This is a genomic window from Pseudoalteromonas prydzensis, from assembly GCF_001661495.1.
In the GTDB taxonomy this organism is placed as follows: Bacteria; Pseudomonadota; Gammaproteobacteria; order Enterobacterales; family Alteromonadaceae; genus Pseudoalteromonas; species Pseudoalteromonas prydzensis.
This window is the reverse complement of record NZ_BDDT01000001.1, coordinates 271,588-298,551: the sequence shown is the minus strand read 5'-3', so window position 1 is coordinate 298,551 and position 26,964 is coordinate 271,588. Positions and strand designations below refer to the sequence as shown.

The following is a 26,964-nucleotide window of genomic DNA, read 5'->3' as shown; positions in this document are numbered from 1 at the left end:
AAAAGTTTGAATGTTCATTATAGTTGTTAACCCTGCCACTTTATAGCAAGTAAGCTAAAGTAAAAAGCGGCTTATGCTGACACTATTGTCAGGTTAAAGCGCTGCACAACAGTATCGGATGTGCCTTTACAACAGCTGTAGCAATCTAATCAAACTTCCAATATGTTATATTGTAGCAAATGTTATTACAACTAAACGACCATCAAGCGTATATAAAATAAGCTTAAGGTTAACCCCAAAAGTATGACTCAAAAATGCCTATCTTAGCTATTTATTAAAATAAAACTAAATAAATCAGTGGATTAAAAATAATTTATAAAAATTAATTGTTCTTAAGTTTTATTTAAGTTTCGCCCTATAAATTTTAAACATATCTTAAGTGGAGCGAAAAAAAATGCTTTCAGTCCAACAATTACATCATACTCAAGTCACAGAGCCTGCGTTTGTTTGCGTTCGCGAAGGGCAGTTGTACCGTAACCGCCTTGAGAACAATATTAAGCGAGGCTTTGCATTGGCATACAATGCCAAGATCACGCATTTTATGCCGTTACTTTGCGAACTAACTGTGGCTGATGAAGTATGTACGTTAGGACTACGTTGTGCCCAACAGCCTCTATTTGTTGAACAATACCTTCCAGCTGCCATTGAACATTTTGTTAGTGCCAAGCGTGAGCAGATTTTTGAGCTTGGTAATTTATGCTCAACACATCGCAAAGCGACCTTGACACATTTTGTGTTAATGAACGAAGCACTTTATAAAAACGGCGCAGCGTATTTGGTGTTTTGTGCCACTAAAAAAGTGCGTGCATTACTAAAAATGCTTGGCATTAACTGTAAAGAAATAGGCTTGGCTAATAGCCAAGCGTTAGCTGAACCTGCGGATTGGGGCAGCTATTATGAAAATCAGCCAACAATTTGTGTGGTTGATTTAGCACAGGCCCACCAGTGTGTATTAAACGCCCCAGCGTTATTTAATATTAAACAGCAGTGTCTGCAAGCGAGTGAACAATTAGCTTTACAACTGGAGGCGCTATGAACTGGTTAGAGTTATTACCGCATTGTGAGCAGCAGAGCCTTGTTGTGAGTCATTTCAATAATCAGCAAATAACGCTGAGTAAAGCGAGCTGGCAAGCCGAAGCGAATAAACTGGCTGAGGTATTTACTAAGTTGAGCGGTCAAAGTGTGGCTTTTCAAGTTGATAACACACCACCGTGGCTGATTTTAGATAGTTTACTCTGTGAGCTTGAAAAAGTAGCGATCCCGTTACCGGTATTTTTTACCCCACAGCAGGTACAACATAGTTTAACCAGCAGTGGTGCCACTATTTTTATAAGTGATCGCCAATATACAGCTGAAAATGCTCAGTTGGTTGCTACAGTTTCTGTATGCCAATCTTTTATTTTGTTTTTTTATCAACTAACAGTGCAAACAAGTGTCGAGTATTTTGCTCATACCAATAAGATCACCTTCACCTCTGGCTCTACGGGCTCGCCAAAAGGGGTGTGTTTATCACTGGCGAGTCAATTAGAGGTTGCCACATCGTTACATCAACAAATTGGCATCGACAAACCTAAACACCTGTGTTTACTGCCGTTACCGGTGTTATTAGAAAATATAGCCGGTGTCTATGCCCCCTTACTTGCCGCTGGCAGCGTGCACTTAATGGCGTTAAATGAATTAGGTTTTCAAGGGTCACAATTAGCTCAACCAGCACAATTAATTGCGGCAATTGATAACCTTGCGCCAAATACTTTGATTTTAGTACCTGAACTACTGAGCTGTTTAGTGCAGTTTGCTAAACAAGGTTGGCAGCCACCGGCAAGCCTTAAATTTATTGCGGTAGGCGGCGCGGTTGTCAGCAGTCAATTGATTGCACAAGCACGCCAGCTTGGATTACCTGTATATCAAGGTTATGGATTATCAGAAGCAGCCTCAGTGGTGAGCTTAAATACGCCAAATGATGATTTGATCAGCTGCGCAGGACGAGTATTACCTCATCTTGAAACGACTATTCGAGGCGGTCAATTGTTTATTAAAGGCCCGTTATTTTTAGGTTATTTAGGGCAAGCGGCTCAGCAGCCACAGCAGTGGTATGCCACCGGCGACTTAGTGGTTGAACAGCAAGGACGTTTAATCATCCAAGGGCGTTTAAAAAATCAGTTGATCACCAGTTTTGGCCGCAATATCAGTGCCGAATGGCCTGAATCACTACTACTTAGTCACAGTGCGGTTTTACAAGCTGTCGTAGTAGGTGAAGGACACCCTTACCTCAGTGCATTAATTTATGCTACTGAGCAGCTATCTACTGAGCAATTACACGCGCATGTGACTGCTATTAACCAGCAATTACCTGACTACGCCCAAATTAAACACTGGCATCGCTTAGTTGAGCCATTAACTTACCAAAGCGGATTGTTAACTAACAACAATCGTGCAAAGCGTGATGCTATTAATCACTTTTATCGCCAGCAAATTGCAGCGCTATATCCCTGTGAGGAAGTACTATGAACAATTTTTTTGAGCAATTACACGCAGACACTCAAGCCGAGCGCGATTATCTATTGAGTGCACCTATTATTACTCGAGTGTTCAAAGGCCAAGTAAGTTTAACTGAATACGCGTCATTTTTAGCGCAAGCCTATCACCATGTAAAACATACCGTGCCATTAATGATGGCTGTCGGGGCAAAATTAACCGATCAACAAGAGTGGTTGCGTGAAGCAGTTGCAGAGTACATCGAAGAAGAACTTGGTCATCAAGAGTGGATCCTTAACGACATTGCTGCCTGTGGTTTTGACAAACAACGGGTGCGCAATAGCACCCCACAGTTTGCCACTGAGCTGATGGTTGCATATGCCTATGACACTATTAATCGTAAAAATCCGTTGGGCTTTTTTGGCATGGTGCATGTGCTTGAAGGTACATCGATTGCACTGGCCGATAATGCAGCGGGTGCCATCCGTGATGTTGTGGGGTTGCCTAAAAAAGCATTCAGTTATCTGACCTCACATGGCTCGCTTGATATTGAACATGTAAAGTTCTTTGAAGAGCTGATGAATAAAATCACTGACGAACAAGATAAGCAGGCAATTATTCACGCTGCAAAATGTTTTTATAAGCTGTACGGCAATATATTTCGTGGCCTTGATAGTGAACCATTTTTTCCAGCAAACGCGCAGGAGCTAAGTGCATGAGCGCCCCAATTTGTGTACTAACCGGTGCTACTGGCGGTATTGGCCAAGCCATAGCACGATTATTAGCTAAGCAAGGGTGGCGGTTACTTTTGGTTGGTCGCGACCACGCACAATTGAGTCAACTGCAAGGGCAATGTGAAAATGATGCTGAAATCTTTGTCGGTGATTTAAATCTTCTTGAAACACGCACCCAGCTGGCTGATTTTGCCAAGCAACTAGGGGGCGCTGCGTTATTAGTAAATAATGCAGGCGTTAATGTGATGCAAGGGTTTAATGAGATCAGTGAGCAGCAGATAGACCAGCTGTTGGCGATTAACCTAATTGTGCCTATTAAGCTGTGTCAGTTATTTTTGCCTCAGATCACCGCTCATAGCGGCACTATTGTCAATGTGGGATCATCGTTTGGTAGCATTGGCTACCCTTACCAAACTTTATACTGCGCCAGTAAATTTGGCCTGCGAGGTATGACCGAAGCGCTCGCTCGTGAACTCAGTCATAGTAAAGTTCGGGTGTTGTACTTAGCGCCAAGAGCCACTGATACCGCGATTAATTCGCCTCAAGTCAGGGCCATGAATAAAGCACTTGGCAACACCATGGATCCGCCTGAAAAAGTGGCTCAAGCATTGAGTGATTTGATCAATTCAACCAATAGACGGCGGTTTATTGGCTTTGAGGAAACCTTATTTGCTCGTATAAATGGCATGTTTCCATCCCTAGTAGATAACGCCATTGCGAAACAACTTCCTAAAATTAAAAGTTTTTTTGTAAACTAAATTGATAAAGGTGAACGAACATGACTAAACTAATCTTTACTACACTAATATGGGCCAGTGCTTTTGTTGTACACAGTGCCAAAGCTGATTTTGCGACAGACTTACACACAGTACAAAGCCAATGGGCAACGGTTAATTATGAATTAGTTGATGACAGCCAACTCGATGCCTTTGAAAAGCTAGTCAATACTACCGCAGAATTTACTAAAGCCAATAATGACCAAGCAGCAAGCCATATTTGGTATGGTATTGTGTTATCAAGCTATGCAGGGGCAAAAGGTGGGCTTGGCGCGCTTGGTCTTGCTAAAGATGCGAAAGCACAATTTGAGCAAGCCATGAAAATAGATGCTAAAGCTTTAGATGGCTCGGTATATACTAGTTTAGCAACTTTGTACGCTAAAGTGCCTGGTTGGCCAATTGGTTTTGGTGATGACGATGAAGCCGATAAACTGTTTAAGCAAGCATTGGCGCTTAACCCAAATGGCATAGATAGTAATTATTTATATGCGGCATTTTTATTCGATGAGCGTAAATACAGCGCCGCGAAAAAACATTTGCTCATTGCTCAGCAAGCGCCAGCAAGAGCAGACAGACCAAAAGCGGATTTATATCGCCAACAAGAAATCACCGCCTTGTTGAGCAAAGTGGATAAGAAAATTAAAAAATAAAAGGCTGTTATGCATTTACTGCTAGTTGAAGATGATGAATTAGTTGCGCAAGGGTTATCGCGTTCGTTGCGCCAGCAAGGTTACAGCGTCGAACATTGCGCAACTGTAAAAGCTGCGCTGCAATGGCTGCAAAGTGATCAAATTGAGCTGGTGGTACTTGATCTTGGTTTGCCTGACGGCGATGGTATTGATGTGCTTAAACATATCAAAAAGCACCGTAAATCATTACCTGTGGTGATTTTAACTGCAAGGGGCAGCATTGATGATAAAGTGCTGGGTCTTGATCTCGGCGCGGATGATTACTTAGCTAAACCCTTTGATCCCGCCGAGTTGTTTGCCCGCCTCAGAGTGGCGAGCCGGCGCTTAACTCAGGCGCAAAGCAGCCTGTTATCAGTTGATGATGTGGTAATGGACATTGCTGCGCATACGGTCAGTTATCAACAACAACCCGTTAATTTACCCCGTAAAGAGTTTATGTTGCTCAAAGCATTGCTAGAAAATCAAGGACGGGTACTGTCCAAGCAGCAACTAGAAAACAAACTGTACGAGTGGGGCGAAGAGGTAGGCTCAAACACGATTGAAGTTCATATCCATCACTTACGCAAAAAATTCCCCAAAGAATTGATTAAAACTCTGCGTGGTATTGGCTATGTAGCGGGTAAGCGTTAGTGTCGATTCAAAAGCGTTTAACCCTGCTTATACTGTCAATGGTGGTACTGACCTGCTTTTTAGCCTTTACCAAAGGTTATCGAGAGAGTATGGAGCAAGCGCAACACCTGCTTGATAACGAATTAAAAACCCTTGCACATGTGCTTATTGAGCAGCCTATTCATGGCAGTACGGTGACCCTGAGCAGTGATTTGCCCGATTTAATGTTTCAAGTGTGGTTGGATCAGCGTTTGATCAGTAGCTCAGCCTTACTTAAAACCAAGCCGTTAGAGCAAAAACAATGGCAAAAAGAATTAAGCGTTGAAAACTTTGCAGGTCAACGAATGCGTGTTTATCGCCTACAGGTCGGCAATAAACATGTGCTGGTGGCAGAGCCATTAAGCAAGCGTTTTGCCTTGACCGAGAGTGTTATTTTATCAGCGATGACGCCGTTACTGTGGAGTGTGCCGCTGCTGGCAATTTTGATCAGCCTATTTGTAAAACAAGGTTTAAAGCCACTAACTCGGTTATCAAGGCAATTACAACAGCGCCAAGCAAACGACTTTACTGCTATTGACTGGCAAGTGACAGCTGCGGAGGTAAAGCCTGTTATTAGTCGTTTAAATGATTTGTTTAAACGTGTAGAAAGCGCTTATTTACGCGAGCGCTTTTTTGCCTCAGATGCAGCCCATGAATTACGTACTCCGCTTAGCAGTTTAAAAATTAATGTGCATAATTTACAAGGCCAAGGTATTGATAGCGTAGAGCTGCAAGCGATGGCTAAAGGGATCGACAAGCTGAGTAACATTGTAGAGCAAATGCTGATCCTCGGGCGTACTTATCCAGAGCAATGGCAAGCACAGTTTAATCCGCAATCAGTATTGCAAGTGAGTCAGCAAGTAGTCGCACAGTTATATGATCAAATAGATAATAAGGGTCATACTATTTCTCTCGAAGGGGAGGATTTTATTATTGCAGGAGATGAATTTACCCTCACGACCTTGTTTAGCAACTTACTCAGTAACGCGATCAAGTATACCCCTGCGAATGGCCACATAATGATCCGCTTATTACAACAAGGTGGACAGTGTTTATGGCAAATAGATGATTCGGGCCCGGGGATTGATGACAGTCAAAAACAGCGAATATTTAACCGTTTTTATCGCGTTGGTGGCGATAAACACGCCTCGTCAGAGCAAGGAGCGGGATTAGGTATGGCCATTGTTGAGCATATTGTTGGTATTTATAATGGCAAAATTAACCTCAGTGACAGCCCATTCGGTGGCTTACGAGTTGAAGTGATGTTTATGCAAGGGAACGCGGATGAGTAAACACCTGTTAAATGTCTACTTGGTCATTGTTTTATTGAGTCCGCTGACTGTTCACGCACAGGAATTCAAACTGATCTTAAAAGAGCATTTGTTTTACCCCGGTGAAATTGTGGTGCCGACGAATAAAAAGCTTAAGCTACTGATTGAAAACCAAGATAGCACCCCTGAAGAATTCGACAGCTTCGATCTAAACCGTGAAAAAGTACTTTATCCAGGTCGTGTGAGTGTGATTTATATCGGCCCTTTATCGCCTGGGCGCTACGAATTTTTTGGTGAGTTTTCACCTAATACTGCTCGTGGGGTAGTGATCGTTGAGGAGCAAGATAATGCTGATCACTAGCTTATTAATGAGTATCAATCAGCTATTACCGGTTGTTATTTTGTGGGTGTTATTGCACGCCATAGTTAAGTTATCGCAAAAGGAATTAGTGATCACGCTGCTGGCTGGCCTATTGAGTAGTTTTATCTATGTGCACTACGCAGCTTCGATCAGTCAATTATTTGATCACCGAGGGGTAGAATTTAGCCAAATTGCCTTATGCGGCATCATGTTTGTAGCGGCTTTACTTGCTTGCCAACAACAACGCCAAGGCGCGGTAATCGCGATGATAAGTGTTATGATCGTGTACTTAAGTCATTACATGATTTACTTAATTAGCTTTTGGCAAACAAACGAAACCGCACAGCCATTACTGATAGGCACAGCGTTGGGCTTAGGGATCTGCTTTAGTTTCGGCACACTGTTTTATTTTTTACTGGATGGCATAAAGCAGCGCTTTGGTAATCTGCCGTTAATTATTTTACTCGCAATGAATGCTGCGGCAAAAACATTGATCGCCCTCGATTTAGCCAGCCAAATTGATTTGGCTAATATCACGGCAAGTTATGTTGATTGGCGTGGTTTTCTTGTTGAAAACTCAGAGTTAGGTCGCGTACTTAAAGCGTTAATCGGTTATGAAGCAACGCCCAGTAAAACCGCGATCTGGTTATACACCATAGCAATGAGTGTATTTTTATTCATCAGTTGGTTACTCAGTAAACGAAACTCAGTTAAGGAACCAATATGAAATTAACCGTATTGCAGTTAGCTTGTGTTGGATCACTGCTAGCAATAAGCCCCGCAGTTAAAGCGGATGGTATTGTGGTAGATAAAGTCTACCATCCTTATGTAATGCCGTTTGAACGTGAGTTTGAGTGGCGCTTAGTATCGCACCAAACCGATAGCGGCAATATTTTAGCGCAACGAGTCGGGTTGGGGGGCGCATTTAACGACACCATGAGTCTTGAAGGGTATGTGGTCGGTGAGCGTGATGATAATGGTGATTTTGGTTTATCAGCTTATGAACTCGAATTACGCTGGCAGTTAGTAGAACAAGGCCGTTTATGGGCTGACTGGGGCGCTTTGTTTGAATTAGAGAAACAACACGATCAAGACGCGTACGAATTTACGACTGGCTTTTTATGGGAAAAAGAATTCGGTAAAACCAGTTTAACCATGAATGCCTTTTTAGTGTATGAGTGGGGAGCCGACATTGAAAATGAATGGGAAAGCGAATACCGAGCGCAATACCGTTATCGCTATCGTTCTGAATTTCAGCCAGCCTTAGAGGTGTACGTGGGGGAAGACTTTGTAGGTGTCGGACCTGGCTTTATTGGTTTACATCGTTTTAGCCCACAACGGCAATTAAAGTGGGAAGCGGGTTTTATTACTGAAATAAGCCAATCAGAAAAAAACCATAGTTTTCGCCTTGCCTTAGAGTTCGAGTTTTAGTGTCAAATCGAGTTAAAATAAAAACAAAGGGGTTGACATAGCTAATTAACTCTATATAGTGGGCCGCAGCTAGAAAGAAAGCATGAAAGCTATAAATCTCCATTTCGATGTTGTATAAGTAATACTTGTAGTACCGTCCTGAAGTTTTTAAAGTACCATCTCATTTTTTGCTACACCCGCTCATATGAGCAATTTATTTTATTTTTATATCAGGATATTACTATGTCTAACATCGTATCAGGTACAGTTAAGTGGTTCAACGAGTCTAAAGGTTTTGGTTTCATCGAGCAAGAAAATGGCCCAGACGTATTCGCTCATTTCTCAGCAATCAAAAGCGAAGGTTTCAAAACTTTAGCTGAAGGCCAACGTGTAGAGTTCACTCTTTCACAAGGTCAAAAAGGTCCACAAGCTGAGAACATCACTCCAGTTTAATTTTACCTTCTAGGTAAAATAAGAAAAGCAAGCTACGGCTTGCTTTTTTGTGTCTGAAAATTGACGTAACTTCGCCTTCCACCTATATTTATCTATTATAAATTCCTCTGTAGTGAGACGGGTTATCTTCCGACCTATTTTTCTCGTATTTAGTTTTATTTTTGCGGCTTTTTGCAGCGCGAAACCATTAATTACTATTTATACTGAGCAGTTTCCACCCTATAACTTCTCCAATAAAGGGCAGCTACAAGGGATTAATTTAGATATCACTCGTACTTTGTGTGAACGCGTTCAAGTGGAGTGTAAGTTTGAACTACTACCTTGGACACGCGCCTACAACTTAGTGCAAAAAAATCCACTCTCAGGTTTAGTCTCAACTGCGCGTACAGCGGAGCGTGAAGAGTTGTTTTATTGGGTTGGCCCATTAGTTTCGTCCCGAACTTTTTTTTACCGTCTTACAAGTAATGATCACATTAACCCAACCAACCTTAGTGAAGTAAGTGCTTATACATTAGGAGTTGTTAGAGGTAATATCTATGCAGAGTTAGTGGAGGGGATTGGCTTTGAAAAAGATAAAAACCTTCTAAAAGTGTCTCATCACTATGAATATATGAACTTATTTTTTAAAAACAAAATTGATTTAATACTAGGTTCTGAATTAACGCTAGATTATCAATTACAGCAATTTGGCCACGGTGGTAAAGAAGTTGTGAAACTTGTAGAGCTGCCAGTTGACGCTGTCAAAGGCAATTACTTAGTGTTTAATAAAGCAGTACCACTTGAGGTTGTTGAACGTTTTAACCACCAACTACAGCTACTCAAAGAGCAAGATAATTTAGCTACCTACCGTAACCGCTATATGAAATAAGCTAGTTAGCTAGAGTTCAGGTTAGTTATTATTAATCAGCCGCTGGTATTGCGGGGTGTTTTTGACTTTAACAAAAGCCTGACGTAACGCCTTTACCACTTTCTCATCGGTATTAATGTTTGCAGCTAAATAGCCCTCCACCGTCAATCCCTCAATGGCATGAACAAATGTCAGCGTATCAGCATTGATAGCTAATTCCTCGCTCATTGTAGCAATATAGTTGGCATCATCAATCACAAGGTCAACTTTTTTTGCCAGTAATAACTGATATGACTTTTGAATATCTGTGGTCATGAGAAGTTCGAAACCGCGCTTTTCCAACACTTCTGAGGCTAGGTCGTGGCGTTGTACAGCAATTTTATATTGTTTAGCCTGATCGGTGGTATCAAGGTTTATATCACTACGCTCTGTAAGCTTTACAAAGCCCATTTTAAACTGTGCAACTGGGCCTATCCAATGAAATAGCGGTTCACGCTTGGGCGTGCGCGCCATACTATAAATGAGCGTGTTGCTGTTATGACTTGCCATCTTATAAGCGCGTGCCCATGGGTACATGCTGATTGGTGCATTGAGCTGTGCTTCAGCGATTATCATTTTTACTAATTCAGTACTGTAGCCAGTTACCTGATTATTTAACAACATTTGATTCGGCGGTGATAACTCGGTGACAACGGTTAAATTTGGCTGCGCCACGCAATGAATACTGATAAAAAGTAGAAAAGTTATGAATAGTCGCATTTACTTACTTAGTTAGGCTTAAAGTACTAAGTATAACAATAGCAAAGAAAAGGTTGATGAAACTAATAAAAATTTTGTGTTAAAACGATAAAAGGGCCTTGCGGCCCTTGGTGAAGTATCGTTCAATTCAGATAAGGCTTTAACCCCTTAAAGCGTTATCCTATTGTTTTGCAACTAAGGCTCATCTCAAAGTTTCTAAGCTAGCGAGAGGAAAAAACCTGCAATTGCGGCGCTCATAAGGTTAGCCATAGATCCTGCTAACACTGCTCTGAGCCCTAAGCGTGCGATATCCTTTCGCCGACTAGGCGCCATACCGCCTAATCCACCTAGTAAAATGGCTATCGATGATAAGTTAGCAAACCCACATAACGCGAATGTGACAATCGCTTGTGTGTGCGCGCTTAACGTATCGCGATAATTTATAAAGTCTAAATAAGCAACAAATTCATTGACTACTAATTTTTGACCAATAAAGCTACCGGCTATAATTGCTTCATTCCACGGTACGCCAAGTAACCAAGCAACCGGAGCAAATATATAACCTAAAATTTCTTGTAATGTCAGTGTTGGATAATCAAACCAGCCACCAATACCACCTAACAATCCGTTTAATAATGCGATAAGGGCTACAAATGCCAGTAACATAGCACCTACATTCAGAGCCAAATGCATGCCGTTAGCCGCACCCGATGCCGCAGCATCGATTACATTAACTGGTTTGTCTTCCACATCGTCTAAGTCAGCTAAAGTATCTTTAGGGGTTTCGGTCTCCGGCACAATCATCTTGGCCATTAAGAAACCACCTGGTGCCGCCATAAAGCTGGCTGCAATTAAGTACTTAAGCTCCACACCAATAATCACGTAACCGGCCATGACAGAGCCTGCTACAGTTGCTAAGCCACCCACCATTACGGCAAATAACTCTGACTTAGTCATGGTTGCTATAAACGGCTTTACAATCAGCGGCGCTTCAGTTTGGCCAACAAAAATGTTAGCAGTTGCTGAAAGCGATTCTGTACGCGATGTTTTTAACAGCTTTTGTAAGCCACCGCCGAGGATTTTTATAATCCAATCCATAATGCCAATGTGGTAGAGCACTGCAACCAATGCAGAGAAAAACACAATAACGGGCAAAACTTGTACGGCAAAAATAAACCCTAAGGTATCTTGGCTGGCAAGCGGACCGAATAAAAACGCTATCCCGTCATTTGCAAAACCAATAACCGATGATACGGCCTTTGACATGCTCACTAAGGCGTTTTTACCTGCATCAAAAAACAGTACAAAACCACCGATAATAAATTGCATGGCAAACGCAATACCAACCGTTCTTAAACTAATCGCTTTGCGGTTGGTTGATGCCGCAAAAGCAATGGCTAGCAGCACGCACATGCCGACTAAGCTCATAAATGTTGTCATGTTTAGTTATTTCCCGTTGTTATTTTTGCAGTAAATATTTTATTTTACTTTTAATTATATCAATCGCAACACGATTCATACCACCGCGCGTAACCACTAAATCAGCGTTGTGCTTTGAAGGCTCAATAAACTGATAAAACATCGGTCTCACAGTTGCTTGATACTGCTCAACAACGGACTGTAATGTTCTGCCTCGTTGCTCCATATCACGTTGCATACGGCGCATCAGGCAAATATCAAGAGGTGTATCAATAAACACTTTAATATCAAATTCTTTACGTAGCGCTTTATCACTGAGCAATAAAATGCCTTCCACTATGAGTATTTCAGCAGGCATCACAGTGCGCGTTTTGTCACTGCGGGTATGCTGCGCATAATCATAGGTAGGTACTTCTACCGCTTCTCCTGCGCGTAATTGCGTTAAATGTTTATACATTAACTCATGTTCAAACGCATCAGGGTGGTCGTAGTTAGTTTGCGTACGATGGTCAAACGGCAAATGCGATTGATCTTTGTAATACGCATCTTCTTCGATCACGGCGATGGCACCAGGTTCAAGCTCATTAACCAATTCATTATAAATAGTTTGGCTAAAAAGAGATTTGCCTGACGCAGAAGCGCCAGCAATGGCTATTATTGTTCGTGTCACTAAAGTTCTCATCCACACAGAAGGATACATTGTTGGTAGATCACAATAGCAAAAAAGACACGAATAATCTCTCTTGCTTCGTCTTAAGGAGTGAAATTTATAATGTTTAGGTTTTATGAAACAGGACTTATGTCCTGTACGCTAAAAAGCAACAGCAGATAAAGTAGCCATATTGGATAGACGAGGTAAGTATGGCAAGAGCAATTATATTGATGGCAGATAGCCTAGGCATAGGTGCAGCTCCAGACGCAGATAAATTTGGCGATTTAGGTGCAAACACGTTTGCGCATTTGCTTAAAGCTTACTCAGAAGAAACAGGCGAACAGTTATCACTCCCTAATTTATCATTATTAGGTTTAGTGGATGCCTGTGAAGCCGCAGGCAATGAACCATGCCTAGTTAGCGACCGTCAAACACCGATTGCAGCGTGGGGTTATGCTAAAGAGCTCTCAAGCGGTAAAGACACGCCATCAGGTCATTGGGAAATGGCAGGCGTGCCAGTGTTATTTGATTGGGGTTACTTTCCTAATACCCAACCTTGTTTTCCACAAGAATTTATTGACGAGCTAATTGCTCGTACAGGGATCCCTGGCATTTTAGGCAACTGCCATGCTTCAGGAACCACTATTTTAGAACAGCTAGGTGAAGAGCACGTAAAAACAGGTAAACCAATCTGTTACACCTCAGCTGATAGCGTGTTTCAAATAGCCGCGCATGAACAAACTTTCGGTCTAGAAAAGCTTTATCAGGTCTGCGAAATCACACGGGCGCTGCTTGATGAAATGAACATAGGACGAGTGATTGCGCGGCCATTTTTGGGTTCCACTAATCAAGACTTTGCCAGAACAGGTAATCGTCGTGATTATTCAGTATTACCGCCAGCACCAACATTGCTTGATAAATTAGCAGAGGACGGCGGTGAAGTAATAAGCATTGGTAAAATAGCGGATATTTACGCGCACCAAGGTATTACCCAAAAATACAAAGCCCCCGGCTTACAAAATTTACTCGAAAAAACCTCTGAGGTGATGGCGTCAGCGCCGGATCATAGTTTGATATTTACGAACCTCGTTGATTTTGATGAAAAGTTTGGTCATCGCCGCAACCCAGTAGGGTATGCCAAAGCGCTTAAAGAGTTTGATGATTATTTACCAACGATCCTTAAGCAGCTTAAACCAGACGACGTACTAATTATTACGGCGGATCACGGTTGTGATCCTACATTCCCGGGTAGTGAGCACACTCGTGAATATGTACCTGTACTTGCTTATCAACCAGGGCTTGAAAACACCCCGCTTGGTGAACGTGCTAGTTTTGCAGACATAGGTCAAACCCTTGCCCAGTGGTTTAACTTACCTGCACTTGAATATGGTGACGGCTTTATCGATAAGCTAACAGCACCAATTGTAAAAGGAAACGAATAATGAGTACTCCGCATATCGAAGCGAACAATGGTGATTTCGCGCAAACGGTTTTAATGCCAGGCGACCCACTACGCGCGCAATATATTGCAGAAAACTTTCTTGATGACGCAGTTAAAGTAACAGGCGTTCGTAATATGTATGGCTTTACCGGAACCTACAAAGGTAAGCCAGTCAGTATTATGGGCTCTGGGATGGGTATTCCATCTATGTCAATTTATGCCCGTGAATTGATAGTTAGCTATGGCGTTAAAAACCTTATTCGTATCGGCACTTGTGGCGGTATTGGTAGCGATATAAAAATACGTGACGTTATCTTCGCACAAGGTGCCAGCACCGATTCAAATGTAAATCGTGCTCGTGTTCGTGGTTATGATTTTTCCGCAATCGCCGATTTTGACCTACTTCTAAACGGCGTTAACGCTGCAAAAGAGTTAGGCATTAAAGCAAAAGTGGGTAATGTATTTACCACCGACACGTTCTATCAAGCTGACAACACTTTTTATCAAGAACTTGATAAATTAGGCATGCTAGCGGTTGATATGGAAACTGCAGGTTTATACGGCGTAGCCGCTGAATATGGTGCAAAAGCAATGGCGTTATTCACGGTTAGTGATCATGTGATCACTGGTGAAGCAACACCAAGCGATGAACGTCAAAGCACCTTTAATGAAATGGTTAAAATTGCGCTTGAGTCAATCGAAGCGTAATAAGCAAAAAGTTCCTTGGTAACGTATTCACTCGTTTGGAGACACGCCCAAATACAGTGAGACTAACCTCCAAAGCCGCCTAGTAACCCTAGGCGGCTTTTTTTATAAAACAAGCCGTAAGCTATCAGCTTTCAGCCATCAGTTTTAATACGATCAACAATTCGTAGGTTCTAGAGCATTAAGAGTTTGACAGAAATTAATGAGCTTTTATTTTTTGACCGCTGACCGCTGACCGCTGACCGCTGACCGCTGACCGCTGACCGCTGACCGCTGACCGCTGACCGCTGACCGCAAACATTGACACCTCCCATTCCCTTTGCCACTGTTATATAAAGTAATAATAAAAGGAGTGTGAGTTGTGTCTAATTGGATTGAGGCGAATGTTAAAGATATTGTTTGGTGGACAGATACCTTATTCAGCTTAATTGTAAATGCGGATGTAGCGCCGTTTAAAGCGGGGCAGTTTACTAAGCTATCGATAATGATGGATGAAAAACGCATTGCTCGGGCGTATTCGTATGTGAATCCGCCAAGCTCGTCTGATTTAGAGTTTTATCTTATCAATGTCGCTGATGGCTTGTTATCACCGCGTTTAGCTAAGCTTAAACCAGGTGATACAGTGATGATTGAAAGTCGTGCCAGTGGATTTTTTACACTTGATGAAGTGCCTGCCAGCGAACAGTTATTTATGCTCAGTACCGGCACTGCAATTGGTCCGTTTTTATCTATACTTGAACAAGGTGATGTGTGGCAGCAATTTAGTGAGATTGTTTTAGTTCATGGTGTACGGTTAAATGCTGATCTTAGTTATCAGCAAAGGATCACTCAGTTGCAACAAACTTACCCACGATTGCAGTATCTGCCAGTGGTCAGCCGTGAGCAGCCTAAAGCTGGTTTAAGTGGCCGGATCACAACTCATATTGCAGATCAGAGCTTATTTCGCTATTGCAAATTGACCCCTTCGCCTAGTACGGCGCAATTTATGATTTGTGGCAACCCAGAGATGGTAAAAGAAACCAGTGAGATATTGACTACCGCAGGCTATAGCCGCAATCGGCGCCGAGAGCCTGGGCAGATCACCGTGGAGCAATACTGGTAAATCTGTTACCCGCAGTCGAGGTTAAATAACTATCGCGGACCGTTAAATTTTGTTATTTTAGCGTTTCTTAAATTACTCAGGAACCGTATGAAACCGTTATTTTTTGTCGTTAGTTTGTTATTTTCGTGGCAATTATTAGCAACTGAGAGTACATCAGTTGAGTCACAAGTTAAAACTGAAACAAAAGCAGCTGAGACAAAAGCTGCCGAAGATAAAGTCGAGCCAGTTAAAACCACAGCGCCAGTTACTGCGATAAAACCGACTGAGAGTGATTTACAAGATGGTCCTGCGGTGATCACCTTAACACCTGAGAATGCAGAGCAGTCAACGCCGACAGATATTGAACCAACACAACCCATAGTTGTTGACCCCTATAAAAACAATATGATTGAAGTGGTTGATACCAGTAAGGTACTTGGCACTGAAACAGCAAAACCTGCAGATACACCTAAAACTCAACAAGAAAAAGAAGTGGCGGTAGCGCAAGCAGAGCAAGCCGTTATTCAAGCGAAAGAAGCTCTTACTTTAAAGCAACAAGTTAAAGCAAAGCAGTCGCGAGAGTCGCTTGCGGTTATAGAACAATTAATTAAAGCCTATAACGCCAGAAACATAGACGCATTTATTAGCATGTATGATGAAAACGTTGAGTTTTATGCTTTTCCAAATGAGCTACTATTTAAAGGTAAAGAAAAACTGATCGCCCGTTACGGCATCGTGTTTAAAAAATTAAAGTGTATTAAATCATCACCGATTAAACGTATTGTGCACGGTAATATCGTGATTGATCATGAGCTGTCAGAAACCTGTTCAACCGATCCTAACGTGGTTGATAAGCGCACAGAGCTGATCTCTAGTTACCAAGTTGAAAATGGCAAAATAACCAAAGTACTGTTTTTTAGATAAGCTTTTATAGACAAATTTTTTATAAGTAAATAACGGGGCCGTAACGAATATGGAGATCAGCGAAGATAAAAAAATTCAGTTACTTTATCGGGTCGAGCCAGGTTGTTTAGGCCCGACCGGTGCACAAATAATTGAACACTTCTGCGTCTATGCTAATCAGCACCTAAGCGCCCCTTATTTTGCCCATTATCACTTTATCCCACGGTTTGATAAAAGTAAGGCTGAGCGCGAATACAGCATTAACGCCCGGCTGTTGTCAGAGCCACAAGTGCAAACGTATTTAACTCACTTTAAAACCACGAAAGATGGATTTGAAGAGCAACTCGACGAGCTACTCACCCAAGCGATTGAAAGCTTCTTAGAACGATAGCAGCATAAACAGCGACTAAGCTTTATCCCCAGCGACAATGGTATTAAAGCTGTGATTGTCGTGTAAACTGGCAAACGCACTTTCGTGTAATAGTTCGTTACGTAAATTGGGTGAGTATTCCAACGCCATTTTTATATCTGCCAACGCATCCGCATGTTTGTGAGTGAGCGCGTAAGCGCATGCTCGTTGCCAGTATGCATAACCATAGTCGCTGTCTATATCGAGGGCTTGGTTACATAGCTCAATCGCTTGCTCAGTTTGGTTTAGCTCCAGTAGTGCATCAGCTTTATAGGCAATCGCTTCAACATCTTCGGGTTTGCGATTTAAAATCTCATCAAAAATTTCAATTTTATTCGCAATATCGCTTTCTAAATTAGCTCGCATCCATAATGAGTGAACCTCATTAGTTACCGATATTTTTTCTTGGTTATTAAGAATTTCTTCGGAGCGTTCACGTAACTTTTCTTCAAAGGTATTTAAACGTGCTTCGTATTCATTGGTGATCACACTAACACGGGTATTTACAATATCTTCGACCTTATTTTTTACATCTCTGAGCGAGTTCCAACCCACTAATACTAAAATAGAGGCGGTAGCGGTAATGATAAAAAATACATTATTAATGGTATCTGTAGTGTAAGTCAGCGCGCGATCAGCGGTATCGAGTTGCGCATGCGTTACTTGTTTTGTGACATCTTCGCGAAGTTTTTGCTGATCCTGGCGTACAGCTTTAAGTTCATCAAGAATATAACGCTCCATCAATGGCTTATACATTGGCTGTTGCAGCTTTTCGAGCGCTTGCTGTTGCTGGTGTGGATCAGGCTCAGCGCGAGCTTCCTCGGCCATTGATGGAGCCGTAACTAAAGTAGCAAAAAGAACTAAAACGGATAAAAAATAATGGTGCATAGTGCTGCCTAGTCGATAATTGAGACTGTAAGAATAAGTTAAACTGTAACATGACAGCCTAGGAGTAACTAGGGCATGACGGGCTTTATAGTAGTAATGTGTGCTTGTTAGCAAAGGCGCAGTCGCTGAAATAATACCGTGTGATTTATTCATCACAGGGTAACGTAGCAGCAAAGGCGAGCAGAATTGTTAAATTGCAGACAAAAAAAACCAGCTCAAAAGGAGAGCTGGCCAAACTGCTTAAACAACATAAAGTCTTCAGGGGTATCAACAGGAGTGAGTCTGTATAATACCCAAGTCTATCTGAACAATGTCTTAATATAGAAACGCTTATAAAATTTAGGTGGACTTTAATTTCATCAACTAAACTAACCTTAAGATTATAAATAGAACAAGGTTTTTGTAATGCGGCAGCAGCTTGTGCAATTACTTTATAAAGTATCTACCTCATCCGCGTTGGATGATGGCTATATAGAGCTTGCAGAACAATTGATTGTAAATGCCATAATAGACGGCCTTAATACTGCGCGTGCCAGTATATGGCTACTCAATAACGATAATAGCCAATGTCATTGCCAATTACTGTTAGATAAAAATAACGCAGAATCAGCTCAGTCGCTAATTTTAACCCGTGCTAATTTTCCTGCTTATTTTAGGGCACTCGATACGCAACGTGTGATCATTGCTAATAATGCGCATACAGATCCAGCAACCGCTGAATTTTCTGAGCATTACTTAACACCACTGGGTATTAATTCTATGCTGGACGCGCCGCTGCGCTTTAAAGGTAAAATGATTGGTATTTTTTGCTGTGAGCACACCGGCGATTTTCGGCAATGGGAGGACGACGAGTGTACATTTTTGTCGGGATTGGCAGATCTCTATGGTCGGGCTTTGTCGGCACAAGAGAGTCGCTTAGTTAAACAAGAGCTAGAAGCGGCAAACCGCTACCTTGAAGAACGTGTTGTTGAGCGCACCAATACCCTACAAAAAACTTTAGAAACACTCACGGGCACGCAAGAAAAGCTAATCGAGTCGGAAAAAATGGCCGCATTAGGCAACCTTGTGGCAGGGGTTGCCCACGAAGTAAACACCCCAATTGGTGTTGCCGTTACTGCTAATAGTTCGGCAACCGATAACCTCAAACAACTAAAGCAACAGTTAGAGACAAATACGTTATCGAAAAATAGCTTGATGACTTTTCTCACCCACATTGATGAGTGTTTAACTATCTCAAGTAGTAACTTGGATAGGGCGGCAGCGTTGATCTGTAGTTTTAAGCAAACAGCCGTTGATCAATCGTCTTTAGATATCAGCTCTGTGATGCTAAAAGAGTACTTAGCTAATACTATCCATAGCCTCACACCACTTACCCGCAGCCATCATATCAGCACTGAAATTGACTGCGACGAAACACTCAGTGTAGTGACTGTATCAGGCGCTTTAAGCCAAATTATAATGAACTTGGTCAGCAATAGCTGTGTGCATGGCTTCAAAGAGCGAACTAATAATCAGATCAACATTACCGTCCAAGTAGATAAACAGCAGGGCAGTTACTCTTTATGTTATCGCGATAACGGTCACGGTATGAGCACAACCGTATTACAAAGTGTCTTTGAGCCCTTTTTTACCACTACCCGTGGCAAAGGTGGCAGTGGTTTAGGCATGGCGATTGTGTATAACCTCGCAACTCAAGCACTACAAGGCGATGTAAAAATTCATAGCCAACCACAACAAGGTATAACCATCATCTTTACTTTTCCACTTAATTTGAGCTGAGTGAAAACAGTCCGCTTGGCGAAGATATATTCTGGTGACAGGGTAATTAAAATATAAAGGAGCGGTGGGTTTCGAGCTGCGTGTAAATCCTAGCATCATTTCCCGTAGGAAACGGCTTTAGCCGTGAATGTTACTTAAAACCAATTTGCACAAAGAGAAGATAATGAGGGTAAATGAGAAGACAAAGTGAATTATCAGTTTTTGTGTTCACTATAAAACTGATCGGTTATGATAATTACAGTTTACTATTAATGGTTTTGTATTGTGGGAAATGACGTTATTCAAGAAGTCGTTAAGTATTTGCAGCAAAATAGCGACATTGAAGTGGTTTGGTTATATGGATCTCACGCTAAAGGGTCTGCGCAATCACATAGTGATATCGATCTTGCTGTCGCTTTTAAGAATTTTGACTTGAGTTCATTTGATAAACGGCTCAGGCCTAAAGAACTTGAGCTTGAAATCAGTAATATACTTAACGTGAATGAACAACTTATTTCGATTGTAGATATAAATTTGATCCCCAGTTACCTTGCCTTCAATGTAGTAGAATACGGGCGTATAATTTTAAGTAAAAATAGCCTTAGAGCAATGAAAGAACAACAGCGTATTTATAGCCAATTTGAGTTTGAAACAATAGCGAGCAAACATGACTGATATAGGGATCTCACTTTATATAAGCACCTAGTCACTTGCCTAGAATCTAGTGCCTAGCTCTTCAATGTATTAAAACAATCATTGAGCTGTTGGTATAAGGTTTCACATTGTGGTTGTTGATGTCGTTTTGCTGCGTCTTCTAATCTGCTCGCTAGGCTACTTAAATTATTTGCTAGCATCATTTGTGCGGCACCTTTTAAGCGGTGCGCAACTTCAGCGAGTTGCAAAAAATCGCCAACTTGTAATGCATTATTAAGCTGGGTAATATCAATTTTAGAGCTGTTAATAAACTCGTTTAGCAGCAAATCCACGTCATCTTTAGAGCCAAACATAGTTTCCAGCTCAGCAAGGTTAAAGCCGCTGTTATCGGTTACTGCAGCAGGACTCATATCATCGACTACCGCGTTTACAGTATGAGCTATTTTCGGCAGGTATTTATTTAATTTAGCCTGTAACACGCTTTGGCTTACCGGTTTGCTTATATAGCCGTTCATTCCCAGCTCAATACAGCGCTGGGCTTCACCTGTTAATGCATTTGCGGTAAAGGCAATTATTGGCATGGTACAGCCTTGTTGGCGCAGTTGTTGAGTAAGTCCGTAGCCGTCGAGTTCTGGCATATGGCAGTCGGTGATCAGTAAATTGTAATCTTGCTTAGCAATGGCTTCGAGCGCTTGCACACCGTTCTCAACATAATCGGCTTGATAGCCTAAGCTTTCGAGTTGGCGCTTAATCACTTTACGATTAGTAGGGTGATCCTCAGCAACCAAAATTAAGCGGCCGCTATCGATAGCTTGCTGTTTGGTTTGCAGCATTACTTTTTGCTCTTGCGCGGCATCAGTAAAGTCCATTAATTGAGTATTGTAAGCCTTAGCTAAAATTTTGAGTAATGGAGACAACAACAATGGATTGGTTGGTAAAAAGTAGTCGGCATTAAGCTCATTGTTTGTCATGGCACACAGCTTGACCCACACATTACTGCTATCACGCGTTTTTAACTGCTGCAGATGATTGAGGTGATTATGATAAATAATCACACAATCATTGTGTTGTTGCGGGTTACACCATGCAGTTGGCTCTAAGGTGTTTGTTTCATGAATAAAGGCCACTTGCCAACGGGTTAAGTAATGCATCACTTGTTTAATGCAATCACTGCCATCATCAAGTAGTAGCAATGATTGTTGCAGTGGAGTTTTTGGTAATTCACAGTCACGATATGACTCAAGCGGGATCACAAAGCTAAACTCGCTGCCTTTACCCAAGTCACTTTTTAATGAGATTTCGCCACCGAGGCGGTTAACCAACATTCGACAAATTGATAACCCCAGGCCAGTGCCACCGTATTGACGATTAGTCGAGCTTTCAGCTTGCATGAATGGCGTAAATAACTTGCTTTGGTTTTCCAACGCAATACCTAAGCCATTGTCAGTCACTGTAAACTCTACCTGTTGGATATTGCCCTTGCTGTGTAATGACTTAACCGCAATGGCAATATTTCCTTGTTCGGTAAACTTAACGGCATTACTGAGTAAGTTTGAGAGCACTTGTTGTAAACGTACCGGATCTGTTTCAATCAAGCGTTGTAATCGCGGATCAAAATCAAAGCTCATTTGTAAGTTTTTAGCTTGGGCATTGGCAACATGAGCACGGATCGCATTTTCAACAATATCGAGTAAATCACATTCTACTTTTTCAATCGCAAACTGCTGCTCTTCCATTTTGGTATGATCTAATACATCGTTGAGGATATGCAGCAAATTGTTGGCAGATGTCGCAATAGTATTAACGTCATCACGTTGCTGATAATCCAAAGATGACTGCGATAACAGCTCTGTGGTGGTAATAACTCCGCTCAATGGGGTGCGAATTTCATGGCTCATCATGGCTAAAAAACGCGACTTAGCGATGGCTGCTTGCTCTGCTTTGGTTTTTTCTTCACTGAGTGCGATTTCTTGTTCTTTACGTTGGCTGATCTCAAGTAATACACCACTCCATTCGCAGTCATCATCTTGGTTGGCAGGAAACGCCACTAAGTTTAGCCAATTGCTGTAAGGCGCATTGAGCACAAACTCAAAATCAATGCCTTGTTTATCTTCTAATGCTTGCTTAGCGGCATTAATTAACTGCTGTATTTGCGGTTGCGAGATCAATTTAAAAAAGTCACTATCGTCGCTTTTAATAGTGTTTTTTGCCGATAAATTAATCTGTTTAAAGGGCGTAAAACGCTCTATTCCTTGGCTTGCGTAACTAAAAATCAGTTGCTGGTTATCAATCCGAAATTGCACCACAGCCCCTGGTATGGCGTTGGTAATTGCAGTCAGCTTTTGCTCTGCTAGCAACGCACGCTGTTGTGCTATTCGTCGAAAGCTTATCTCCTGGCGTAACTTTTGGTTCCAATATAAAAAGCCGACTACAACCAGTAAAAATAGCGCACTGGCAAGTAAACTATAAAAGATAATTTTTTTAATGGTGACACCTTGACTAGCATTAAGCTCAATCCAACTACGAGAGAGTGATTCAAGCTCTGCATAGCCAATTGCATCCAACGCTTGGTTTACCAGTTCAAGTAAAATAGGGGCTTGTTTTGAGATGCCAAGTTGTACATCAATATTGTTGTTAATAGCAAAATTTTGCAACAATTTATAAGTATGTTCAGTATCTTGTGCAAGCCATGACTGTGACGTTGCTAATGTGGTAAATACCGCATCAACCTTGTTTTCATTTAGTAATTGCAAGCTTTTTTCCATGCTGTTTTGAGCGCTAAACTGGCTATCAGGAAAGTAGTCTTGCAGTATGGCTCTGGCATAATCGCCATTTGGCGAGGTGATTTTATAGTCACCAAAGCGCAGTTTAGTAATATTTAGTGGGCTGTGCTTAAGTGTCACTAAACTCCAAGGAGTACTAAGGTATGGGTCTGAAAAATTCATTAATGCGGTGCGTTCGTTAGTGCGCAGCATTGCCGGAATAATATCGATTTTACCGGCTGTTAAGAGCGCGATGGCATCTTCATAAGAGCTGCTAGGCACATACTCTAAGGTAACACCGAGTAACGTTGCAATACGATTCAACACGCTGATTGACAAGCCCATTGGTTTATTTGCTTTATCGCGCATTGCAATGGTGTGCCAATTAGCCAAAGTGGTATAGCGCACAACCGAATGTTGGGCCAACCAATCTTGCTGGTTGGGCGTGACTAACATCACCGACTTTTTATTATGGCGTTGCCATTTACTGGCGTGCGACACTAGGGTTGAGATTGTCACAGGATCGGTTTTATCAATAAGCGCATTAATTTTTTGATTGAGCGCGGTATTACTCTTTAATAATGGGATATGCCATTTTTTATCGGCAATATTATCAAGGACGACAACCGAGAACGACCCCGGCGCGAGGATTGACGCCAGATACTGATTGGTTAATGAATCATTAAAATGCGCGTTAGCTAAGTTATAGGTCAATGCAGGGATAATATCGTTTTGATGTTGTAGCTCAAACATTGCAAGATTAGGAAACTGTTTAACTATGTACTCTTTTTGCACATCACTTGTAGAGACTGCTAACTTTATATTTTTTTTATTATTTAAAATTAAAGGCTTACTTACCAGATCTGTTTTGAGCAATAGGTTGCGAGGGGTTGATAAAATCGTATGGCTGAGGGTAAGGTAATCTGCGCGTTGTGGTGTTAACTGTAATCCCAAAGCAATATCTACACGGTTTTTTTGCGCAGCTGTTTCAAGATCAATGACCGAATCATAAATCTGGTATTGCACTTGAAGGTGCAACGACTGCGCTAAATGCTCGATATACTCAGGGTATAAGCCAGCAATTTGATTCGCATCGTTAATCGCAAAGTAAGGGATATGGTTAGCTTTAAGTGCGCCAACTAATAGCACTTTTTTGTGCGACAGCGGCGCTACTGGCTTATCCGCTGCGTAGCTATTGAAGCTACTAACGCAGAGTAAAATAAGGCTAACAGCATGTATTAATACTGCGTAAGCGTACTTTTTGTTCATACAGCTACCTTGATGTCAGAGTGTATAAAACTGACCGTGAATTCAATATAACGTTTATCAGCGAGAAAACTCACGCTCTTAATGCTTCAGAAGATTGCGCTTTAATTACGTTGTAGCTGGCTTGCCATAATGGTAACCATGCTGCAAGTTTATGCGGCTCCATAGGTTTTGCCGATAAAAAGCCTTGGCAAATATCAGCGCCGAGTTGTTGCATGCACAACCACTGAGCGTGTGTTTCAACGCCTTCGACCACTACTTTCATATGCAGTTTATTGGCTAATTGAATCGCCATATCAACAATCGCCGCTGATTGTGCGTCGCTGCTTGCTTGCGACACAAAGCTGCGGTCGAGTTTTATTTCGTTAAACGGATATTGGCTTAGCTGTTGTAATGAAGAATAGCCCGTACCAAAGTCATCAACCGATAAGTTAAAACCATTCATTCTTAAACGTGATAACAGCTCTAACGACAAGCTGTCGCTGAGCAATTCTGTTTGCTCTGTTATTTCAAGGGAGATCCGTTTTTGCTTGGCAAGGGTCATCAGTGCGTGATCAGCCAAAATAGTATTAACCATGTCGCTGGTTAAACATGAAGGCGTTAAATTGATAGATAACGTAGTGTTTGCAAACTCGGCAGGTAATGCTTGCAGTGCCTGTACACTTTGCGCAATTATCGACAACGTTAATTGCGCCATTAAGCCCGCTTGCTCAATTTGCTCAATAAAAAAGTAAGGCGATAGCATACCGTGCTCAGGGTGTTGCCAGCGGCACAGTGCTTCAAGGCCAACACACTCGCCACTACTAAAGGCGATTTGTGGCTGTAAAACAGGAATAAATTGCGTGTTATCGAGTGCTTTTTGCAGCTGAGCCTTACTGTTATCAACAATGAGTTGTGGCGTTTTATTTGGCTGAATATAGCGCTGCTGATGTTGATTAAAAAAATGCGTTAATTGCTGTTGCGAGCTTGGTTTAGGCAGCACGCCTAATAAGTTAAGCCCAAACGCAGTGACTAAATTAGCAGCGGCACGCAGTAAACTCGCATCAGAGGCACTGGACAGAATAACACTGCCAGCAAATTGCTGAGTCGACAGCTCCCTCAGTAGGGCAAGGCCATCCATGTTCGGCATGGCTAAATCACAGATTATGATATCGGGCGTTGCGGTTGCAATAATACGCATTGCATCGTCACCGTCACTGGCATGAGTTATTTGATGAGTCCCCAGTTGACTGATCATAGTAGCAAGCGCACGACGAACAAACGCATGGTCATCGACTATCAAAATATTCATACTGGTATCAATCATAATTACGCCCTTAGTAAGTCTGGTGATATTTTAACCACTGCAGCTGTATGTTATTTGATCTAAGTCAATTTTGGCGGTGTGTTATGTGACCGGCCTGAACGGTTTTGTAATCAATAATTACAGCTGTGTAAAAAATAGCCGCATTATATTAATGTTGTTGCTTGTTAAGTAAACAAAACACAGTAAAAAGCCTTGTTAATCAGTCGTTCATTTAGTTATTTAGTCTGGGTTTAGCTTGCGAAGGGCATCGAAAATCTGACTGAGGGTAAATGAGAAGATAACGGCTTCGAGTTACGAGCAACGAGCTTCTGCAAACAGCCTAGCCCCTAGTTACTTCCCTAAAACCTAGCGCCTTTCGTCATTGCCTCTAAAGCGCAGCGCCTCATAACCTCTGTGGTGAATAAATCACTAAAAGATCTATTTGCACAAAGAGTAGTGAATGGGGGTAAATGAGCAGACAAAAGCTACGGGCTAATCTTAGCGCTTCCTTGTAGGTCGCCATTTATGGTGACAATGTCTAATACTGAAAATTGACGCGCTAAAGCACGACCTACATTAGACCCTTTGTGTTTTCCTCTAAAGCGCAGCGCCTCTTAATCTCAGTGGTGAATAAATCACTTAAAAACATTTGGCATAAATAGAAGGTAATAGCGGCGGGCTTCGAGTGACGAGCTTCGGGCTAATCCTAGCGCCTGCGATTTTTTTAAAACTATTTTACCACCGAGAACACTGAGACGCTGCGCTACACAGAGAAGGTAACGAGCGACGGGTTACTGGCCGCGGGCAACGGGCTAATCTTAGCGCTTCCTTGTAGGTCGCCATTTATGGTGACAATGTCTAATATTGAAAATTGACGCGCTAAAGCACGACTTACATTAGACCCATTGTGTTTTCCTCTAAAGCGCAGCGCCTCTTAACCTCTGTGGTGAATAAATCACTTAAAAACATTTTGCATAAAGAGAAGTGAATGAGGGCAAATGAGCAGACAAAAGCTGGGGGCTAATCTTAGCGCCTTTATTTTGAAGGAACGAGCTTTAGCTGTGATTTTTTAAAAACCTTTTTACCACCGAGGGCGGCGGGCAAACCCTAGCACCTAGTCACTTCCCTAGAACCTAGTTTTTATATTTTTCCTCTAAAGCGCAGCGCCTCATAACCTCTGTGGTGAATAAATCACTAAAAGATCTATTTGCACAAAGAGTAGTGAATGAGGGTAAATGAGAAGACAAAGCGGCGGGTTTCGGGCTACGAGCTTCGAATTAACCCTAGCACCTGTCACTTTCCTAGAACCTAGTGCCTGTATTTGTATTTAACTTAAAAA

Annotated in this window: 25 protein-coding genes; 19 read left to right on the top strand and 6 right to left on the bottom strand. The window is 41.9% G+C overall.

Annotation, left to right across the window (positions count from 1 at the left end; genetic code table 11):
• Positions 1-394: 394 nt before the first annotated feature.
• The 12 genes from A7968_RS01250 (at position 395) to A7968_RS01195 (ending at position 9,685) form a co-directional block, all read left to right on the top strand.
• Positions 395-1,036 carry a thermostable hemolysin gene (locus A7968_RS01250; RefSeq protein WP_064664764.1) on the top strand — a complete coding sequence of 214 codons (642 nt, stop codon included), beginning with the start codon at positions 395-397 and terminating at the stop codon, positions 1,034-1,036.
• Positions 1,033-2,508, top strand: coding sequence for an AMP-binding protein (locus tag A7968_RS01245; protein WP_064664763.1), 1,476 nt, complete (start codon positions 1,033-1,035; stop codon positions 2,506-2,508). The genes A7968_RS01250 and A7968_RS01245 overlap by 4 nt, the downstream gene beginning before the upstream one ends.
• Complete coding sequence (locus A7968_RS01240) at positions 2,505-3,194, top strand: iron-containing redox enzyme family protein (RefSeq protein ID WP_064664762.1); 690 nt, start codon at positions 2,505-2,507, stop codon at positions 3,192-3,194. Before A7968_RS01245 ends, A7968_RS01240 begins: the two co-directional genes overlap by 4 nt.
• Positions 3,191-3,967 carry an SDR family oxidoreductase gene (locus A7968_RS01235; protein WP_064664761.1) on the top strand — a complete coding sequence of 259 codons (777 nt, stop codon included), beginning with the start codon at positions 3,191-3,193 and terminating at the stop codon, positions 3,965-3,967. The genes A7968_RS01240 and A7968_RS01235 overlap by 4 nt, the downstream gene beginning before the upstream one ends.
• A gap of 20 nt (positions 3,968-3,987) precedes the next feature.
• Positions 3,988-4,635 (top strand): tetratricopeptide repeat protein, encoded by a 648-nt coding sequence (locus tag A7968_RS01230; protein ID WP_064664760.1) that lies wholly within the window; start codon positions 3,988-3,990, stop codon positions 4,633-4,635.
• 9 nt (positions 4,636-4,644) lie between these two features.
• Positions 4,645-5,304, top strand: a complete 660-nt coding sequence (locus A7968_RS01225) for a response regulator (protein ID WP_064664759.1) — start codon at positions 4,645-4,647, stop codon at positions 5,302-5,304.
• Positions 5,304-6,614, top strand: a complete 1,311-nt coding sequence (locus tag A7968_RS01220) for an ATP-binding protein (protein WP_064664758.1) — start codon at positions 5,304-5,306, stop codon at positions 6,612-6,614. The genes A7968_RS01225 and A7968_RS01220 overlap by 1 nt, the downstream gene beginning before the upstream one ends.
• Entirely contained in the window at positions 6,607-6,954 is a 348-nt protein-coding gene (locus A7968_RS01215) for a cupredoxin domain-containing protein (RefSeq protein WP_064664757.1), read from the top strand. The genes A7968_RS01220 and A7968_RS01215 overlap by 8 nt, the downstream gene beginning before the upstream one ends.
• A complete protein-coding gene (locus A7968_RS01210; protein WP_064664756.1) occupies positions 6,941-7,681 on the top strand; it encodes a hypothetical protein in 741 nt (246 codons plus the stop codon). The genes A7968_RS01215 and A7968_RS01210 overlap by 14 nt, the downstream gene beginning before the upstream one ends.
• On the top strand, positions 7,678-8,385 hold the full coding sequence (locus A7968_RS01205) for a hypothetical protein (protein ID WP_064664755.1): 708 nt from the start codon (positions 7,678-7,680) through the stop codon (positions 8,383-8,385). Before A7968_RS01210 ends, A7968_RS01205 begins: the two co-directional genes overlap by 4 nt.
• A gap of 222 nt (positions 8,386-8,607) precedes the next feature.
• Positions 8,608-8,817 (top strand): cold-shock protein, encoded by a 210-nt coding sequence (locus A7968_RS01200; RefSeq protein ID WP_016706454.1) that lies wholly within the window; start codon positions 8,608-8,610, stop codon positions 8,815-8,817.
• 112 nt (positions 8,818-8,929) lie between these two features.
• The gene (locus A7968_RS01195; protein ID WP_227008956.1) at positions 8,930-9,685 is read left to right on the top strand and encodes a substrate-binding periplasmic protein; all 756 of its coding nucleotides are present in this window, start codon (positions 8,930-8,932) and stop codon (positions 9,683-9,685) included.
• A gap of 21 nt (positions 9,686-9,706) precedes the next feature.
• Here the strand turns inward: A7968_RS01195 and A7968_RS01190 are convergent, their stop codons facing one another.
• The 3 genes from A7968_RS01190 to udk all read right to left on the bottom strand — a co-directional run bounded on the left by A7968_RS01190 (position 9,707) and on the right by udk (position 12,491).
• Positions 9,707-10,423 (bottom strand): substrate-binding periplasmic protein, encoded by a 717-nt coding sequence (locus tag A7968_RS01190; protein ID WP_064664754.1) that lies wholly within the window; start codon positions 10,421-10,423, stop codon positions 9,707-9,709.
• A gap of 195 nt (positions 10,424-10,618) precedes the next feature.
• Positions 10,619-11,842, bottom strand: coding sequence for a NupC/NupG family nucleoside CNT transporter (locus A7968_RS01185; protein WP_064664753.1), 1,224 nt, complete (start codon positions 11,840-11,842; stop codon positions 10,619-10,621).
• A gap of 19 nt (positions 11,843-11,861) precedes the next feature.
• Positions 11,862-12,491, bottom strand: a complete 630-nt coding sequence (udk, locus tag A7968_RS01180) for a uridine kinase (RefSeq protein WP_064664752.1) — start codon at positions 12,489-12,491, stop codon at positions 11,862-11,864.
• A 191-nt stretch (positions 12,492-12,682) separates the two neighbouring features.
• On the opposite strand from udk, the gene A7968_RS01175 reads away from it, so the two are divergent.
• The 5 genes from A7968_RS01175 to A7968_RS01155 all read left to right on the top strand — a co-directional run bounded on the left by A7968_RS01175 (position 12,683) and on the right by A7968_RS01155 (position 16,994).
• A complete protein-coding gene (locus A7968_RS01175) occupies positions 12,683-13,915 on the top strand; it encodes a phosphopentomutase (protein ID WP_064664751.1) in 1,233 nt (410 codons plus the stop codon).
• Positions 13,915-14,622: a purine-nucleoside phosphorylase gene (gene deoD, locus A7968_RS01170; protein WP_064664750.1), complete on the top strand. Its 708-nt coding sequence runs from the start codon at positions 13,915-13,917 to the stop codon at positions 14,620-14,622. Before A7968_RS01175 ends, deoD begins: the two co-directional genes overlap by 1 nt.
• A gap of 358 nt (positions 14,623-14,980) precedes the next feature.
• Positions 14,981-15,721 carry a ferredoxin--NADP reductase gene (locus A7968_RS01165; RefSeq protein WP_064664749.1) on the top strand — a complete coding sequence of 247 codons (741 nt, stop codon included), beginning with the start codon at positions 14,981-14,983 and terminating at the stop codon, positions 15,719-15,721.
• A gap of 87 nt (positions 15,722-15,808) precedes the next feature.
• On the top strand, positions 15,809-16,624 hold the full coding sequence (locus A7968_RS01160) for a nuclear transport factor 2 family protein (protein WP_064664748.1): 816 nt from the start codon (positions 15,809-15,811) through the stop codon (positions 16,622-16,624).
• A gap of 49 nt (positions 16,625-16,673) precedes the next feature.
• Positions 16,674-16,994, top strand: coding sequence for a hypothetical protein (locus A7968_RS01155; RefSeq protein ID WP_064664747.1), 321 nt, complete (start codon positions 16,674-16,676; stop codon positions 16,992-16,994).
• Positions 16,995-17,009: 15 nt separating this feature from the next.
• Here the strand turns inward: A7968_RS01155 and A7968_RS01150 are convergent, their stop codons facing one another.
• Complete coding sequence (locus tag A7968_RS01150) at positions 17,010-17,840, bottom strand: tetratricopeptide repeat protein (RefSeq protein WP_371850141.1); 831 nt, start codon at positions 17,838-17,840, stop codon at positions 17,010-17,012.
• Positions 17,841-18,305: 465 nt separating this feature from the next.
• Between A7968_RS01150 and A7968_RS01145 the strand changes: the two genes are divergently transcribed.
• Together A7968_RS01145 and mntA are read left to right on the top strand one after the other, a co-directional pair.
• Complete coding sequence (locus A7968_RS01145) at positions 18,306-19,679, top strand: GAF domain-containing sensor histidine kinase (protein ID WP_064664745.1); 1,374 nt, start codon at positions 18,306-18,308, stop codon at positions 19,677-19,679.
• A 264-nt stretch (positions 19,680-19,943) separates the two neighbouring features.
• Positions 19,944-20,333, top strand: coding sequence for a type VII toxin-antitoxin system MntA family adenylyltransferase antitoxin (gene mntA / locus A7968_RS01140; RefSeq protein WP_064664744.1), 390 nt, complete (start codon positions 19,944-19,946; stop codon positions 20,331-20,333).
• 53 nt (positions 20,334-20,386) lie between these two features.
• Here mntA and A7968_RS01135 read toward each other — a convergent pair whose 3' ends face one another.
• Together A7968_RS01135 and A7968_RS01130 are read right to left on the bottom strand one after the other, a co-directional pair.
• Positions 20,387-24,343, bottom strand: a complete 3,957-nt coding sequence (locus A7968_RS01135) for an ATP-binding protein (protein ID WP_064664743.1) — start codon at positions 24,341-24,343, stop codon at positions 20,387-20,389.
• Positions 24,344-24,413: 70 nt separating this feature from the next.
• Complete coding sequence (locus A7968_RS01130) at positions 24,414-25,646, bottom strand: EAL domain-containing response regulator (protein ID WP_064664742.1); 1,233 nt, start codon at positions 25,644-25,646, stop codon at positions 24,414-24,416.
• Positions 25,647-26,964: the final 1,318 nt, after the last annotated feature.